The following is a 13,740-nucleotide window of genomic DNA, read 5'->3' on the forward strand; positions in this document are numbered from 1 at the left end:
GCCGTGATGGAGTCCGGAGGGGGGCGGGAGCTCGGGGCCCCGGGGGAGCGCCCTGCCGGATTGTGGGGTGCGGTGCGGCCGGCGCGCGCCGTGCGTGCGGCGGGCGCGCGCCGGGGTCGGGGTCCGTCTCCGGCGCGGGTTCCGGCAACCGGGGCCGGTGGGGCGGGACTTCGCGGCGGGGCGGTGCTGCGGGCGGTGCGGTCAGACGAGGCGGACGGGCTTGTCGGGGCGGACGCCCGTGGCCGCGAGCCAGTCGCGCAGGGGCTGGGCGTCGCCGTCCTCGACGAGGGTGAGCACCGGGTCCGCGAGGTCGCTCCGCCGTTCGCCGTCGACGAGGAGGACGGGGCCGTCCAGCCAGTCGAGTCCGGGGGCGGCGACGCCGGTGTCGACGGCGGCGCAGCAGACGGCGGCGGTGACGTGGCCGACGAGCAACTCCTCGCCGCCGCGGCGGGGTGGGAGCGGCATGCCGAGCGGCGCCGCGGGACCGTCCCCGGCACCGGGTATGAGCAGGCCGCCGGCGCCGTCCGCGGCCTCGTCCCTGGCGGTGGAGGCGGCGACCCGGGCGGCGACGGCCTCCGCGCCGGGGGACGTGCCGCTCCCGCCGTCGGGGCCCGGTTCGGCACGGGGCGGACCGTCGGGTGGCTCCGGGTGGGCGAGGGCCTCGATGACGCGGGCGAGGGTGGGGCCGTGCAGGCGCGCTCCGGTGCCGGAGGGTGCGGCGGGGCGGTGCTCGCGCGTGAAGCTCGCGGCGTGCGCGTGGGCGTACTCGCCGGTGCGGGCTTCCGCGTACGCGCCCTCGGGCGCGGGGGCGCACCCGGTGCCGTCGGCCGCCGTGCCGTCCGTGTCGTCGAGGGCGCGGAAGAGGCGGGACGCCTCGGTGCGCCAGATGCGGTCGACGACCTCCTCCGGGTACGCCTGCCAGTCCACCGGCGCCCAGTCGGGGCCCGGTTCGCGGGCGCCGGCGTGGAAGAGCTGGGCGGCGAGCAGGGAGATCGCGGCGTCCACCGCGCCCGGGTCCTCCAGCAGGTCGCAGGCGGGGCGTTCGCCGAGCCGGGAGGTGAAGCCCTCGGCGAGGCGGTCCCGGCGGGAGAGTTCGGTGAGGGCGGAGACGACCCCGGCGTCGAGCCGGGAGGGCCAGCGGCCCGTCCGCCAGGCCGGGAGCGCGACCCGGGTGAGCAGCCGGTCCCAGCCCGCGTAGGCGAGCCCGACCTGCTCCTGGGCGACGATCCGCAGCCCGTGGTCGACGTGCTGGGCCCGCTCGGACGCGGCCATGGCGACGCCGCGTTCCATCTCGGCCGCGTGCGGCCCGGCGGCGCGGAGCATCAGGCGGGCGCAGCGGCCGACGAGGCGGAGCGGGAGCGCGCGGAGGCCGCGGGCGCGGTCGGCGACGGCGACGGCGGCGTCCAGCCCCCGGACGAAGCGGCGGGCCGCCGCGATGTCGGGGTGCGTGGAGGGGCCGGTGCCCGCGACGACGGGGGCGAGCAGGGCGCGGAGTTCGGCGACGCGCATCCACCACAGGAACGGGGAGCCGATCACCAGGACGGGCGCGGCCCGCTCAACTCCCCTGGCCGGGCCGGGGGTTGCCGCGTCGGCGTGCGCCGGGTGGGTGCGGTCCTCCAGCCAGCTGTCGCAGTCGGGGGTGAGCGCGACGGCGGAGGGTGCGGGGACGTCGAGGCGGTGGGCGAGATCCCGTACGAGGTGGTACAGGTCGGGGGCCTCGCGCTCCTCGACCTGGACGGTCGGGGTGACGGCGGGGCGGGCCCGGGCGACGACGGCGCCGACCGTCACCGCGAGGACGAGCGCGACGACGGCGACGCAGAGCAGCGCCGTGCGGACGCCGTCCCAGGCCGCTCCCGCGCCGAGCGTGCCCGTCGCCTCCCCCGCGAGGAGGACGACGGCCGCTGCCGCGGGCAGCAGCGCCGCTCCCGTCGCCGTGCCGCGTACGCGCAGCACGGCGAGCGCATGGGACCGCGCCGACCGCGCGTCTGCTTCCTGGCCAACCACGAGCTCGCTCACCCCCGGACGGCTTCCCGGCACTCCGGCTTCCTGGCTTCCGACTCCCCCACTGTTGCACCGAGCAGTGACACCGCAACGCGCGCAGGGCCAGTCAGGGTTGGCCGACGGCCCTTTCACACGCCGTGCGCCGCACACTAGTTGGGGTATCGGCCGCCGTCAGCCGCCCCGGGCGCCGGTCACTCGATGGAATGGCTTTGGGGAGAGGTCTTGCGTCGGGGTGGGGTGCCAGGGGTGTCCCCTTATGCGGGTCCTGGCGGGGGCCCTTTGCCGGCTTCGGGGGGCTGTCGTGGGCGGGGGTGCCGCGGGGCGTGCTTCGCGGGGGGCGGGGCCGTTGCGGGGCGGGGGTGCCCTTGTGCGTGCTTCGCGGGGTGCGGGTGTGTCGTGGTTGGTCGCGCAGTTCCCCGCGCCCCCTATCCCCGCACGTCGCCGAGCGCCCGTCCGCCGTGGCTGGTCGCGCAGTTCCCCGCGCCCCCTATCCCCGCACGTCGCCAGGTGCCCGTCCATCGTGGTCGGTCGCGCAGTTCCCCGCGCCCCTTTGGGCGCGCGTCTCTTCAGTTCTCGGCTGCCTTGGATGCGATGTCGGTGCGGTGGTGGGAGCCGGGGAGGTGGAGGCGGGTGAGGGCGGTGTAGGCGCGGTCGCGGGCCGTGGTGAGGGTTTCGCCGGTCGCGGTGACGGAGAGGACGCGGCCGCCGGCGCTGACCACCTGGCCCTGCTCGTCCCGCTTGGTGCCCGCGTGCAGCACGTAGGCGCCGGGGGCGTCCTGGGCCGCGACCTCGTCGAGGCCCTCGATGACGTCGCCGGTGCGGGGCGTGCCGGGGTAGTTGTGCGCGGCGACGACGACGGTGACGGCGGCGTCCTCGCTCCAGCGCAGCGGCGGGAAGTCGGCGAGCCGGCCGGTGGCGGCCGCGTGCAGCAGCCCGGCGAGGGGCGTCTTGAGGCGGGCCAGGACGGCCTGCGTCTCCGGGTCGCCGAAGCGGGCGTTGAACTCGATGACGCGGACGCCGCGCGAGGTCAGCGCGAGCCCCGCGTACAGCAGGCCGGAGAACGGGGTGCCGCGGCGGGCGAGTTCGTCGACGGTGGGCTGGAGGACGGTCTGCTGGATCTCGTCGACCAGCTTCGGGTCGGCCCAGGGCAGCGGCGAGTAGGCGCCCATGCCGCCGGTGTTGGGGCCCTCGTCGGCGTCGAGGGCGCGCTTGAAGTCCTGCGCGGGCTGGAGCGGGACGACGGTGGTGCCGTCGGTGACGGCGAACAGGGACACCTCGGGCCCGTCGAGGAACTCCTCGATCACGACCCGGCCCGCCTCGCCGTCCGCGCCGGGGGCGACGCAGCCGAGCGCGTGCGCGCGTGCCGCCTCGACGTCCTCGGTGACGACGACGCCCTTGCCCGCGGCGAGCCCGTCGTCCTTGACGACGTAGGGCGGGCCGAAGGCGTCGAGCGCGGTGTCGATCTCGTCCGGGGTGGTGCACACGTAGCTGCGCGCGGTGGGCACGGCCGCGCCCGCCATGACGTCCTTCGCGAACGCCTTGGAGCCCTCCAGCCGCGCCGCCTCGGCGGACGGGCCGAAGACCGGGACGCCCCGCTCGCGCAGCACGTCCGCGACCCCGGCGACCAGGGGCGCCTCGGGGCCGACGACGACGAGGTCGGCGGCCACGCGCGGGTCCTGCGCGAGGGCGGCCACGGCGTCGCCGTCGAGCGCGTCGACGGTGTGCACCGTCGCGACCTCGGCGATCCCGGCGTTACCCGGCGCGCAGTGCACCTCGGTGACCTCGGGGTCGAGGGAGAAAGAACGGCACAGGGCGTGTTCGCGGGCACCGCCGCCAATGACCAGGATTCGCACAGGAGCAGCCTAACGGCGTATCCGCGGCCCCCTCCCCCGCCCCTGCTCGCGGGCGGGCGGGGCACCGGGGCACAGGCGGGGCGCACGCGGCGGCTCGCGGAGGTACGGGGTGGTGCGGGGAGGTACGGGGCGGTTCGGGGGCGCGGGGCGGTGGGGGACCTCTTTCGAGTGAGATGTGCCGGTGCGGGGGCCCGGCCCTATACCTGATCAGAGGCCTGGTGCGGGCGGAAATGCGGCGGAAGCCCCGAGAAAGCAGCAATGCGATCCCACCGATGGCGGTAGGAAAGACGCTTCGAGTGGTCGTCGAGGGCCCCGCCGTGGCCCGCAGTTGGGAGTGGGGGAGCTGTGAGCCGGTCTGACATGCAGCCCGGAGGGCCCCGGGGACGACGGGGCGGCCGGGGGTGGGGAAGCGGCGGCCGGCGCGGCCGGGACGTCCCGCACGGGGACGGTGACGAGCAGCCGCGCGGCGATCTGCTCGGCCGGACGTTCCCGCTCGGGGACTGGGGCGAGCCCGCGGAACGCCTGGACGAGCTGTACCAGTGGGTGGAGCGGGGCGCGCTGGAGCTGGTGGACCGGCACTGGGCCGAGCGGGCCCGGATGCGGCGGGGGGCGCGGGTGCTGCGCGGCGGTGCCGCGGCGGGGGTGGCGGCGGGCTCGGTGCTGCCGGTGCTGGAGCTGGCCGGTCTGGTCGGGAGCGGGGTCGGTGCGTGCGGGTATCTGGCGCTGCTGGGCGCGGCCGTGTGCGTCGGCGGGGACCGGTACTTCGGGCTGACGGCCGGGTGGATGCGGAACGTCGCCACCGCGCAGGCCGTCCAGCGGCGGCTGACGGCGCTGCGCTACGACTGGGCGACCGAGAGCATCCGGGAGGTGCTCGGGCCGACGGAGGGGACGGCCGCCGAGGCGGCCGAGCGGTGTCTCGGGGTGCTGCGGCGGTTCGCGGAGGACGTCTCGGAGATCGTGCGGGCGGAGACGGCGGACTGGATGGTGGAGTTCCGTGCGGGGTCGGCGCCGTTGCGGACGCAGTCCGCGGGGGTGCGGGTGCCGCGGGGTGAGGAGTGCGGGGGGTCGGGGGCGCGGTTTCTGCTGCCGCCGGGGACGCGGCCGAACATGCCGGGGCAGCGGCGGCCGGACTGGCCTCGGTGAGCTTTGCTTCGCGGGTGCGGTGGTTCTCGGGTGCGGGTGCGGTTCGGCTCGGGGTCTTTTGCGCAGTTCCCCGCGCCCCTGATGTGCGGGTGCCCGTGCGATGTCGGGTGCGGGTACTTCGTGGCCCGGGGTCTTTTGCGCAGTTCCCCGCGCCCCTGATGTGCGGGTGCCCGTGCGATGTCGGGTGCGGGTGCTTCGTGGCCCGGGGTCTTTTGCGCAGTTCCCCGCGCCCCTGATTTCGGGTGCGCGTGCCTTGTCGGGTGCGGCGCCGTCGTGGCGCGGGGTGCTCAACTGCCGTCGGCGGGCCGCCCCGTACGTCGTGGGCCGCCCCCGTCGGGTGCGGGGCTCAGCTGAAGATGATCATGGAGCCCTGGGCGAGGCTGCGGGTGGCGGCCGCGTGGAGGCCGAGCCAGACGTGGCGTTCGCGGGCGAAGGGGCTGTCGCCGTACACGACGGGGGCCGCCGGCTCCTCCAGTTCGGTGGGGCGGGCGGGGGGCTGCGGCGCGGGCGGCGGGTTGGCGGGGTCGATGCCCAACGCGGGGGCCACGGATTCCAGTTCGCGGAGCAGGCCGTGCGCGGAACCGAGCGGTCCGCCGCCCTCCATGAGCTCCTCGTTGCCGAGCGGCGCGGCGAAGTCGACGGGTACGTAGGCGCCCGCGTGGTCGTAGTGCCACACCAGGTGGGACTGCTGGGCGGTCGGCTCGAACATCTCCAGCAACTGCTCGTAGTCCCCGCCGAGTTCGTCGACGGGGGTGACCTCCAGGCCGCACAGCTGGAGCAGGTGGGCGCGGCGCAGGAAGTGCAGCGCGTCGTAGTCGAATCCGGCGACCGGCGCCACGTCGCCGGAGAGGCCCGGCATGTAGTTGTAGACGGGGACCGGTGGCAGTCCCGCCTCGGTCAGCGCCTTGTCGTACGCGGCGATCTCTTCGGCGAACGGATTGTCGGGGCTGTGGCACAGCACGTCGACGAGCGGGACCAACCAGAGATCACACGCCAAGGAAACGCTCCATCCACTACGGGTCCACTGTCGGTGACGACAGCCGGTCGGAACAGCGTAGTGGCGCGTACCCCCGTACGCAGTGGCGCATGCAGTGGCGCGCTCGCGCGCGGGCCCGGCGGCCGGGGGCGTCAGGAGGCGGCGAGTTCCTCGGCGAGGGCGAGGGCGTGTGCGTTGTACGCGGCGATGAGGCGGTGCGCGGCCTCCGCGTCCCGCGCCTCGACGGCGTCGACCAACTCCCGGTGGCCCGCCCAGAGCCGGCCCGCGAGACGGCGCTGCCGGCGGAGGGCGGGGACGGTGAAGACCCAGCTCTGGACGCGCAGCCGGTCCAGGAATTCGCACAGGTAGGGGTTGCCGACGAGGCCGCCGAGCTCCTTCCAGAACCGGAGGTCGTAGCCGATGAGGACGTCCAGGTCGCCTGCCTGCGCGGCCCGTTCGGCGGCCTCGGCGCGGCGCCGGACGGAGGCGACGGCCTCCGGTCCCGGAAAGTGGATCTCGTCGGACGGGCGGCCGGAGGGGCCGCCGTGGAACAGTCCGTTCAGGACGAGGGCGCGGGCCCGCACCATCGCCCGGTAGTCGTCGAGCGTGAACTCGTGGACGCGGAAGCCCCGGTGGTGCTCCTCGTCCAGCAGACCCTGCGCCGCGAGATCGACCAGTGCCTCGCGCACGGGTGTGGCGGAGACGCCGAACTGTTCGGCGATCTCCTTGACCGTGAACTGTCTGCCCGCGGGCAGGCGTCCGGCGAGGATCTCGTCGCGCAGTGCGGTGGCGATCTGCGAACGCAGGGTGCTGCGTTTGATCATCGTGAGTCAGCTCGGGTGGGTCCGGGCCGGGTGCCCGTCAGGCGCCGGCGGTGGTGTGGGCGTCGGCCGCGGTCAGCGCCTGGTCGAGGATCGACAGGCCCTCCTTGGCCTCGGCCTCGGTGATGGTGCACGGCGGCACGACGTGGGTGCGGTTGTTGTTGACGAACGGCCACAGCCCGCCCTTCTTGCAGGCGGCGGCGAACTCGGCCATCGGCGCGTTGTCCGCGCCCGAGGCGTTGAACGGCACCAGCGGCTCCCGGGTCTCCCGGTCGCGCACCAGGTCGAGCGCCCAGAAGACGCCGACGCCGCGCACCTCGCCGATCGACGGGTGCCGCTCGGCCATCTCGCGCAGGGCCGGGCCGATGACGGTCTCGCCGATGTGGGCGGCGTTCTCGACGATGCCCTCCTCGGCCATGGTGTTGATCGTGGCGACGGCGGAGCCGCAGGCCAGCGGGTGCCCGGAGTAGGTGAGGCCGCCGGGGTAGGGGCGCTGGTCGAAGGTGGCGGCGATCTCGGCGGAGATGGCGACGCCGCCGAGCGGCACGTAGCCGGAGTTGACGCCCTTGGCGAAGGTCATCAGGTCCGGGGTGACGTCGAAGAGGTCGGCGGCGAACCAGGTGCCGGTGCGGCCGAAGCCGGCCATGACCTCGTCGAGGATGAAGACGACGCCGTACCGGTCGCAGATCTCGCGGACGCCGCTGAGGTAGCCGGGCGGCGGCACGAGGATGCCGGCGGTGCCGACGACGGACTCCAGGATGACGGCGGCGACGGTCTGCGGGCCCTCGGCCGCGATCGTCTGCTCCAGGTGCGCGAGGGCGCGCTCGGTCTCCTGGGCGTCGTTCTCGGAGTGGAACGGCGAGCGGTAGGTGTGCGGGCCGAAGAAGTGCACGGTGCCGGCGGTGCCGTTGTCGGAGGCCCAACGGCGGGCGTCGCCGGTGATGTTGATGGCCGTGCCGGTGGCGCCGTGGTACGAGCGGTAGGTGCTCAGGATCTTGTTGCGGCCGGTGTGCACGCGGGCCATCCGGACGGCGTGCTCGACGGCCTCGGCGCCGCCGTTGGTGAAGAAGATCTTGTCCAGGTCGCCGGGCGTGCGCTGGGCGATGAGCCGCGCGGCCTCGGAGCGGACGTCGACGGCGAAGCCGGGCGCCATGGTGCACATCCGGCCGGCCTGCTCCTGGATCGCGGCGACGACCTTCGGGTGCTGGTGGCCGATGTTGGTGTTGACCAGCTGGGACGCGAAGTCGAGGTAGCGGTTGCCGTCGTAGTCCCAGAAGTACGAGCCCTCACCGCCCGCGACGGGAAGTGGGTCGATCTGCCCCTGCGCCGACCAGGAGTGGAAGACGTGGGCGCGGTCGGCGGCCTTGACGGCCCGACCGGCGGCGGGATCGGCGACGGGAGACGTACGGGTCACGTTCATAACTCCTCTGACGAGGCGGGACCGGGCTGACGCGCACCAGCCTAGAGAGGCGCGCGCCGTCCCGTCTCGTGATGCGCGGCACTCCGCGATCACGCGACGGGACGGCCATCGTCCCAGCGCACACCGCCGTACGTCACCAGTGCCCCCGTGCGGAAGGCTCCCTTGCGGGGGCTCGGGCCCGGGTTCAGCCGGCCGCCGCCGTGGCCGGCAGGGCGGGGAACGCCTGGCGCAGCGCGGGCCGCCAGCGGCTGCCGGGGAGGGCCGGGCGGAGCGCGGCGAGCGAGGCGTACTTGGTGAAGTCGGCGGCGGGGACGCCCAGCTCGCGCAGCAGCCGGTCGGTCGCCGTCGTGGGCTGCTCCGACTTGGTCTCGACGACGACGAGGTCCCGGGCGCCCCTGGCCTCGGCGGGCCCGGCAGCGCGGGCGGCTCCCGGCGGGGCCGCGTGCGGGTGCCCGTCGCCGCCCGGGAGCCGTCCGGGGTCGCGGCAGACGAGCCCGGCGTCGCAGGTGACGCGCTCACCCTCGGCGACGAAGGTGGCGCGCAGATAGCTGGTGGTCAGCGAGGGGGTCAGCCGCTCGGGCGGCTCCGGCGGCTCGATGCCGTACGCCTCCTGGAGGGTGTCCGTGAGGAAGCGGCGCGAGCCCCCGTCGATGCCGGGGCCGGACGCGGCGGGGCCCGGGGTGGCGGCGGGGGCGTCCCCGGCGAGGGCGCGGTCGGAGGGGGAACCGGCCAGCGGGCGGCGGTACTTCACCGTCTCGCCGCTGCCGCCCGCGAGCTTCAGCTCGAACTGCCGCTCCCCCGAGTCCTCGTAGCGCCGCTGCCGGACGGTGAACCGGTGCTGCCGGTCCTGCCTCTCGTCGTGGTAGGCGCGCAGCTCCGCCGTGTCGTAGTAGACGGAGTGGTACCGGAACCAGCGCCTGCCGTCGATCGACAGCGAGCGGAAGGGGCGTTCACCTCCGGGGTCGCTCAGCTGGGCCGCGAAGTCGAGGAAGACGCGTGCGGGGACGAGGTAGGTGCGCTCGAAGCGGGCCAGCAGCTGGGCGCGTTCGAGCGCGTCCGGGAGTCCGATGGGGCGCGCGGCGAGCGCTGCGCGCCCGATGGCGCGGACGGCGGGAGCGGTCATGGGGGTGCGTCCTCCGGCGAGTTGGTCGCGTCGGCTCTGTGCGGTCCGGTACCGACGCGGCTTTTGCTATCCCTTGGCCAATCCTTTACCGCTCGACCGTACGCGCACACACCTCACCGGGACAGCTCAACCGCCGCGAGACTCAAGGCTGTTGTGTACGGGTGGCAGGACGAGCGGCGGCCCCCGGGGACACGGGCTGTTGTCCAGCTGCAACAGAATCGGTGCGGGGCCGCCCCCGGCGCGGCGGGCGATCGCCCCTATCCTCGGGGGGAGCCGAGATCGGGGGAGATGGGACGCGCATGCAGCGGCTGAGTACCGAGGACCCGCGCTGGATCGGCGACTTCCGGCTGCTGCGCAGGCTGGGCGAGGGCGGCATGGGCCGCGTCTACCTGGCCCGTTCCGGGCGGGGCCGCACGGTCGCCGTCAAGGTCGTCCAGCAGGAGCTGGCGCGGCAGGCCGACTTCAGGCGGCGCTTCGCGCAGGAGATCACGGCGGCCCGGCGGGTCGGCGGCGAGTGGACGGCCCCCGTCCTCGACGCCGACACCGAGGCCGACACCCCCTGGGTGGCGACCGGTTACATCGCGGGCCCCTCGCTGACCGAGGTGGTGGAGGAGCAGTTCGGCCCGCTGCCGGAGCGCTCCGTGATCGCGCTGGCCTCCGGGCTGGCCCGGGCGCTGGAGGCCGTGCACGGCGCGGGCCTGGTGCACCGGGACCTGAAGCCGTCCAACATCCTGGTCACCATCGACGGCCCGCGCGTCATCGACTTCGGCATCGCCCGCGCCCTCGACAGCGCCGTGCAGTCGGCCGGCGGCATGACGCGGACGGGCGCGCTCGTCGGCTCTCCCGGCTTCATGTCGCCCGAGCAGGTGCGCGGCCAGGCGGTCAGCGCGGCCAGCGACGTGTTCTGCCTCGGCGCCGTCCTGGCGTACGCGGCGACGGGGCGGATGCCGTTCGGCACCAGCGACAGCGGCATCCACGCGCTGCTGTTCCGGATCGCCGAGGAGGAGCCCGACCTGACGGGCATCACCGGCGCGCTCCACGAACTCGTCGCCGGCTGCCTGCGCAAGGACCCCGCCGAACGCCCCACCGTCGAGGCGCTGCTGGCGGCCACCGACGTCGACATCCGCGGCGTGTGGCTGCCCGGCGAGGTGCTCGCGCAGCTGGGCCGGCACGCCGTGCAGCTGCTGGACAGCGAGGACCCGGAGGGCGAGCCGGAGGCCCCCGGCGGCCCCAACGGACCGGCGGCGGCCGGGGGGTTCGCCCGGTTTCGGCGCGCCCGGGACCCCGCCCGGCGCCTACGGCCCGCCGACCGGCGTGTACGGGCCGCCCGCCGCCCCGGTCGGCCCCGGCGGCCCGCAGGCCGTCGGCGTGACAGGCGCGTTCGGGCAGCCCTGGCCGCAGCCGGCGGGCGTGGCGGGCGGCTTCGCCGCGGGCGCGGCGCCGCAGCCGGGTCCGGCGGGCGTGGCGGCCGGCCCCGTGCCGGGCGTACCGAGCACGCCGCCGCCGGCCGCCGGCACTCCCCCGCCGCCCGGCGGCGGGACGCGTCCGGTGCGGCTCCCGACGAAGGTGCTGTGCGGACTGCTCGGCCTGTTCCTGCTGTGGATCGTCTGCCACTTCGTCGTCAACGTGACGGTCTCCGGCGCGCTGGACGACGCGCAGGCGCTGGGCCACGAGGACACCAGCTCCATCGACGACTACCCGGCGCTCAGGGCGTGGAGCGAGGGCCTGACGGTGGTCGGCTACCTGCTGAGCGCCCCGCTGGTCGCCGCCTGGCTGACCTGGTTCTGGCGGGTCCGCACCAACGCCGAGGCCCTCGCGCCCGGACGCGTCCGCTACCCGGCGGGCATGGCGATCGGCGCGTGGTTCATCCCGGTGTGCTGCTGGTGGTTCCCGAAGCAGATCATCAACGACGTGTGGCGGGCGAGTTCGCAGGACCTGGACGCCCGGGCCCCCTCGCCGTTCGGCGGACCGCAGCCGGTGACGGGCCGCACGCTGACCAACGCCTGGTGGACGCTGTGGGTCCTGTTCTTCACGCTGCGCGTGTTCGGCCAGTGGGGCGCCTGGTACCAGTCCCCGCTGTACGACGCCGGTTCCTCGGTGGGCGGCGACCTCGTCCTGGACCTGCTGGGCTTCCCGCTCGGTATCGTCGCCCTGATGCTGGTGCAGCGGCTCGGCAGGCGCCAGCGGCAGGCGCTCGCGGCGGCCGGCGCATGAGCGCCGAACGGCCTCCCGGCGCACGGTAGTTACGGCGCGGGAGAGGCGACGGTGGAACCGCGCGGCGGCGCGCGGACGTGGGACCGACGGGGACGACCGGCGGACGAACTGGCAACGGGGAGCGGTACGGATGGCGGAGCTGGCGGCTGACGATCCCCAGTGGATCGGTGGATACCGTCTGCTGAGGCGGCTCGGCAGCGGCGGCATGGGCCGCGTCTACCTCGCACGCTCGGAGGGCGGCCGCACCGTCGCCGTCAAACACATCAAGGCGGAGCTCGCGGCCGAGCCCGAGTTCCGGGAGCGGTTCCGGCTGGAGGTCGAGGCGGCCCGCCGCGTCGGCGAACGCTGGACGGCCCCCGTCCTCGACGCCGACACCGAGGCCGACACCCCCTGGGTCGCCACCGGCTACATCGCCGGCCCCTCCCTGGACCAGGTCGTCTCCGGCGAGCACCACGGCCCGCTGCCCGAGGAGTCGGTACGCACCCTCGCGTACGGACTGGCGGGCGCGTTGAGCGACATCCACCGCGCGGGCATCGTCCACCGGGACCTGAAGCCCTCGAACGTGCTGATCACCATCGACGGCCCGCGCGTCATCGACTTCGGCATCGCCCGGGCGCTGGACGCGGTGCCCGAGTCGACGATGACGCACACCGGCGTCGTCGTCGGCTCCCCCAGCTACATGTCCCCCGAGCAGGTCCGCAGCGCGCGGCTGACGCCCGCCAGCGACGTCTTCTGCATGGGCTCGGTCCTGGCGTACGCCGCGACCGGCTGCCCGCCCTTCGGCAACGGCGGCGGCTCCGGCGGCATGCACTCGGTGATGTTCCGCATCGCGGCCGAGGAGCCGGACCTGGACGGGGTGGGCGAGCCGCTGCGCTCGCTCATCGAGGGCTGCCTGGTCAAGGACCCGGAGAAGCGCTTCACCCCCGCCGACGTCATCACCCGCGCCCGCCCCGAGGGCGCCAGCAACGCGGCGGCCCCCTGGCTCCCCGCCCCCCTCATCGCCGAACTCGGCCGCCGCGCCGTCCAGTTGCTCGACACGGACACGCCCCCTTCGGGTTCGGGCGCCAGGCCGGACGTGGGCGGGGCGGACGCGGGGGATGCGGACGGCCCGGGCACGGCCCGGGGCGAGGAGCCGGCGCCTGAGCCGGCGCCGGAGTCCGGTTCGACGCCCGCGCCCGCTTCGGACGCGACGCCCACGCCGACCACGACCTCCGTGCCACCGCTGACCGTTGGCGCACCCGCGGACCCCGGGACGGACGCCGGTACGGGGCCGACCGAGACCGGGCGGCGGTCCGGCAGGCGCCGGGCGTGGCTCGGGGCCGGGGCCGCGCTGCTGGCGCTGGCCGCCGCCGGGGCGGGGCTCTTCGTCTCGGGCCTCGTCCCCGGGTTCGGCGGGGAAACGGGCGGCGGCGCGGGGCCCGGCGAGCCGCCCTCGGCCTCCGACGTCCCCGCGTCCTACGTCGGCACCTGGAGCGGCCCCGTCGAGCGGGACGGCGAACCCACCGGCCAGTACCGCAGGTTCGAGCTCAGCGAGGGCCGCAAGGGCGAGATCGTCGCCAACAGCGTCAGCCTCGGCCGGTCCTACATGTGCAAGAGCGACGGCACGCTCGTCTCCGCCGAGGGCGGGCTGAAGCTGGACACCAAGGTCGTCAAGAGCGTTCCCGAGGACTTCTGTTCGGCCCTCGGCTCGCACTCGCTGACCCGCACCGGCTCGTCCGCCACCCTCGACTGGGAGGCGGCCGGACGCCGCGCCACCCTGCACCGGGTACGCGGCGAGGAGCAGCCGGCGCCCGCCCTGCGCGGCACCTGGACGCGGCCGCTCGCGAACGGGGGGACGCAGCGGCTCACGATCGAGTCCTCGGCCCGTGCGGGCAGCAGCCGGGGGGTCCGGATGGTCTCCGAGGGGCCCGGCCAGCACTGCGAGGCCGGGGTCGACCTCTTCTCCGCCGGCCGGGGCAACGGGCCCGTCCGGATCGCCCCGCCGGACGTGGACTCCCGTACCTCCTCCGGCAGTTGCACGACCGGCCACAGCTCCACCCTCCGCCTGAGCGACGGGGTCCTCCTCCGCCACTTCCCGGACACGGGCGCGACGCTCCGCTACACGCGGGCGGGGTGAGGGGCTTCACGGGCCCGCCCCTCCTGTCGCGTCGCGGGGTGCGGGTGCGTCGTGGCTAGGGCCTTCCGCGCAG

Annotated in this window: 9 protein-coding genes and 1 pseudogene; 4 read left to right on the top strand and 6 right to left on the bottom strand. The window is 75.5% G+C overall.

The annotated features are described in order from the left end of the window. Nucleotides 1-201: 201 nt before the first annotated feature. Both HCC30_RS14785 and purD read right to left on the bottom strand, forming a co-directional pair. Nucleotides 202-2,016 carry a hypothetical protein gene (locus HCC30_RS14785; RefSeq protein WP_169442974.1) on the bottom strand — a complete coding sequence of 605 codons (1,815 nt, stop codon included), beginning with the start codon at nucleotides 2,014-2,016 and terminating at the stop codon, nucleotides 202-204. A 551-nt stretch (nucleotides 2,017-2,567) separates the two neighbouring features. Beyond that, nucleotides 2,568-3,854 (bottom strand): phosphoribosylamine--glycine ligase, encoded by a 1,287-nt coding sequence (purD, locus tag HCC30_RS14790; RefSeq protein WP_169442975.1) that lies wholly within the window; start codon nucleotides 3,852-3,854, stop codon nucleotides 2,568-2,570. 345 nt (nucleotides 3,855-4,199) lie between these two features. Between purD and HCC30_RS14795 the strand changes: the two genes are divergently transcribed. Next, complete coding sequence (locus HCC30_RS14795) at nucleotides 4,200-4,997, top strand: SLATT domain-containing protein (RefSeq protein WP_169442976.1); 798 nt, start codon at nucleotides 4,200-4,202, stop codon at nucleotides 4,995-4,997. A 346-nt stretch (nucleotides 4,998-5,343) separates the two neighbouring features. On the opposite strand, the gene HCC30_RS14800 is transcribed toward HCC30_RS14795, so the two are convergent. The 4 genes from HCC30_RS14800 to HCC30_RS14815 all read right to left on the bottom strand — a co-directional run bounded on the left by HCC30_RS14800 (nucleotide 5,344) and on the right by HCC30_RS14815 (nucleotide 9,337). After that, complete coding sequence (locus HCC30_RS14800; protein WP_169442977.1) at nucleotides 5,344-5,994, bottom strand: hypothetical protein; 651 nt, start codon at nucleotides 5,992-5,994, stop codon at nucleotides 5,344-5,346. Between the two features lie 131 nt (nucleotides 5,995-6,125). After that, nucleotides 6,126-6,797, bottom strand: a complete 672-nt coding sequence (locus tag HCC30_RS14805) for a GntR family transcriptional regulator (protein ID WP_169442978.1) — start codon at nucleotides 6,795-6,797, stop codon at nucleotides 6,126-6,128. Nucleotides 6,798-6,834: 37 nt separating this feature from the next. Continuing rightward, nucleotides 6,835-8,214, bottom strand: a complete 1,380-nt coding sequence (locus tag HCC30_RS14810; RefSeq protein WP_206323838.1) for an aspartate aminotransferase family protein — start codon at nucleotides 8,212-8,214, stop codon at nucleotides 6,835-6,837. 184 nt (nucleotides 8,215-8,398) lie between these two features. Next, a complete protein-coding gene (locus HCC30_RS14815) occupies nucleotides 8,399-9,337 on the bottom strand; it encodes a VTC domain-containing protein (RefSeq protein ID WP_169442980.1) in 939 nt (312 codons plus the stop codon). Nucleotides 9,338-9,636: 299 nt separating this feature from the next. Here HCC30_RS14815 and HCC30_RS14820 point away from each other — a divergent pair. From HCC30_RS14820 to HCC30_RS14830, 3 genes and pseudogenes are all read left to right on the top strand, one after another. Then, a pseudogene (locus HCC30_RS14820) lies at nucleotides 9,637-10,542 on the top strand (serine/threonine-protein kinase); the annotation flags it as partial. A 163-nt stretch (nucleotides 10,543-10,705) separates the two neighbouring features. Further along, nucleotides 10,706-11,551: a DUF4328 domain-containing protein gene (locus tag HCC30_RS29180; RefSeq protein ID WP_169442981.1), complete on the top strand. Its 846-nt coding sequence runs from the start codon at nucleotides 10,706-10,708 to the stop codon at nucleotides 11,549-11,551. Nucleotides 11,552-11,681: 130 nt separating this feature from the next. Then, entirely contained in the window at nucleotides 11,682-13,667 is a 1,986-nt protein-coding gene (locus HCC30_RS14830; RefSeq protein WP_169442982.1) for a serine/threonine-protein kinase, read from the top strand. The last annotated feature ends 73 nt before the right edge of the window (nucleotides 13,668-13,740 follow it).

The sequence above is a fragment of the Streptomyces sp. HNM0574 genome (assembly GCF_012726235.1).
Classification (GTDB): domain Bacteria; phylum Actinomycetota; class Actinomycetes; order Streptomycetales; family Streptomycetaceae; genus Streptomyces.